The 2,652-nt window shown below is 64.4% G+C and carries 1 protein-coding gene and 2 pseudogenes; all 3 read left to right on the forward strand.

Annotation, left to right across the window (positions count from 1 at the left end; genetic code table 11):
• Positions 1 to 54 precede the first annotated feature (54 nt).
• The 3 genes and pseudogenes from HT737_RS26615 (at position 55) to HT737_RS26625 (ending at position 2,627) form a co-directional block, all read left to right on the forward strand.
• Positions 55 to 813 (forward strand): metal ABC transporter ATP-binding protein, encoded by a 759-nt coding sequence (locus HT737_RS26615; RefSeq protein WP_306287274.1) that lies wholly within the window; start codon positions 55 to 57, stop codon positions 811 to 813.
• Positions 813 to 1,713 (forward strand): annotated as a pseudogene (locus HT737_RS26620) (metal ABC transporter permease). Before HT737_RS26615 ends, HT737_RS26620 begins: the two are co-directional and overlap by 1 nt.
• Positions 1,714 to 2,627: pseudogene (locus HT737_RS26625) on the forward strand (metal ABC transporter substrate-binding protein).
• The last annotated feature ends 25 nt before the right edge of the window (positions 2,628 to 2,652 follow it).

The raw sequence follows: 2,652 nt of genomic DNA on the forward strand, positions 1-2,652 counted from the left end.
CCATCCCCTGTGGGAGCGAGCTTGCTCGCGAAGGCGCCGGATCAGCCAACATCTTTGTCGAATGACACACCGAATTCGCGAGCAGGCTCGCTCCCACAGGGATTGGGGCCGACTCTGGATTTTGCGCAAGTCTCTCTGACGCTCGGGCGCACGACAATCCTCGACAACGTCACCTTTCAAGTGCAACCCGGCCACGTGCACGCCCTGGTCGGCCCCAACGGCGGCGGCAAGAGTTCGCTGATCAAGACCCTGCTCGGGCAAATGCCGCATCAGGGTCAACTGAGCCTGCACTGGCCCGGCCAACCCGGGACCACCGGCTACGTGCCGCAGGCGCTGGAGTTCGATCGCGGCCTGCCGATGACCGTCGACGATTTCATGGCCGCCATGTGCCAGCGGCGTCCGGCCTTTCTCGGTTTGAGCAGACACTACGCCAAGGCCATCGGCGAGGCGCTGGAACGGGTCGGCATGCAGGACAAACGCAAGCGGCGCATGGGTGCGCTGTCCGGTGGCGAACGCCAGCGTGTGTTGCTCGCCCAAGGCTTGATCCCGGCCCCGCAACTGCTGGTGCTGGATGAGCCAATGTCGGCGCTCGACGAAGCCGGGATCCAAGTCTTCGAACGCCTGCTCGGCGACTGGCGCGCCGCCGGCATCACCGTGCTGTGGATCGAGCACGATCTGGAAGCGGTCAAGCGCCTGGCCGACCGGGTCACCGGCCTCAACCGCCGCGTGCTGTTCGACGCCACGCCGCAACAGGCGCTGACCCCGGAACGGCTGCTGAGCCTGTTTTCCACCCATCCTCGGAGCGCGGTCTGATGAGTTACGAAGCCTTTCGTTTGATGGTTCAGGGCTGGGCGTCGTCCGGTTACCTGCCGGAAGCGCTGGCCTACGGCTTTGTGGTCAACGCGCTGCTCGCCGGGCTGCTGATCGGCCCGGTGCTCGGTGGCCTCGGCACGCTGGTGGTGGTCAAGCGCTTTGCGTTTTTTCTCCGAAGCGGTCGGCCACGCGGCGCTGACCGGCGTGGCCATCGGCATTCTGCTCGGCGAACCCTACACCGGGCCGTACGGCAGCCTGTTCGGTTACTGCCTGTTGTTCGGCATTCTGCTCAATTACCTGCGCAACCGCACCGGTCTGGCGCCGGACACCCTGATCGGTGTGTTCCTCTCGGTGTCGCTGGCCTTGGGTGCAAGCCTGCTGCTGATTCTGGCCGGCAAGATCAACGTGCACATTCTGGAGAACGTGCTGTTCGGTTCGGTGCTGACGGTCAACGGCAACGACCTGCTGGTGCTGGCGATTGTCGGCTCGCTGGTCATGGCCCTGGCGTTGCCGCTGTACAACCGGATCATGCTGGCCAGTTTCAACCCGCAACTGGCGGCGGTGCGCGGCGTCGCGGTGAAGACTCTGGATTACCTGTTCGTGATTTTGGTGACGCTGATCACCGTCGCGGCGGTGAAGGTCATCGGCGCGATTCTGGTCGGCGCGTTGCTGGTGATTCCGGCGGCGGCAGCACGCTTGCTCAGCCAGTCGCTCAAGGGCTTCTTCTGGTGCTCGGTGCTGATTGCCACCGTCAGCACCCTGTGCGGAATTCTCGCGCCGATCGTCTTCGATCTGCCGATCCCGTCCGGCGCCGCGATCATCCTGGTCGCCGGCATCGCCTTTGCCCTCGCCGCCATTGCGCGCGGGGTTGTTCCGAGTCTGAAAGGGAACCTTGGATAAATGACTTTCTCCCTGCGAAAACTGACCCTGGCCATGACCCTGTGCGGCGTGGTCGGCAGCCCGTTGCTGGCGGCTGAAAACCCTCAACCGCTACGCGTACTGGCCTCGCTGCCCATCACCTACGGCCTCGGCGAAGTGCTGCTCAAAGGCACCGACGTCAGCCTGGAACGCGCGGCCCCGGTCAATCTGCCGGGCAGCCGTCAGACTGCGTACTTCACCGGTCGCGGCGCACCGGCGCTGGGCAAACTGGCAAGCGATGCCGATGCGGTGATCGGCGTGCGCTCGCTGTGGGCGGATGATCCGCTGTACCCGATCGCACGGCGCAGCAACATTCGCATTGTCGAGGTCGACGCAGCACGTCCGGTGGACGGCGCCTGCCGGGGATCGCTGTGCAGCCGGGGCTGAAGGTCGATGGCTTGAACAGTCAGCCATGGCTGGCGAGCAACAACATGGGACGGATGGCTGACGTGATCGCGGCGGATCTGGTGCGCCTGGCGCCGTCGGCCAAACCGAAGATCGAGGCCAATCTGGCGGCGCTGAAACAGCGCCTGCTCAAGCTCAGCGCCGACAGCGAAGCGCGTCTGGCCGAGGTCGACAACCTCAGTGTGCTGAGCCTCAGCGATCACTTCGGTTACCTGATCGGCAGCCTGAATCTGGAGCTGATTGGCCAGGACGCGCGAGCAGATGCCGAGTGGACAGCCGAAGATCTGAAGAAGCTCACGGCGACGTTGAAGGACAACGACGTGGCGCTGGTGCTGCATCATCGTCAGCCGTCGGAGGCAGTGAAAGCAGCAATTGCCGCCTCGGGCAGTCATCTGCTGGTGTTGAGTACCGATGCAGCGGATCCGGTGGCGGAGCTGGAGGGGAATGTGGATTTGTTGCTCAAGGGGTTGAGCGGCGGGCCTTCGGCCTAAGATCAAAAGATCGCAGCCTGCGGCA

Origin of the sequence: Pseudomonas sp. MD195_PC81_125 (assembly GCF_014060985.1) — a bacterium.
Taxonomy (GTDB): domain Bacteria; phylum Pseudomonadota; class Gammaproteobacteria; order Pseudomonadales; family Pseudomonadaceae; genus Aquipseudomonas; species Aquipseudomonas parakoreensis.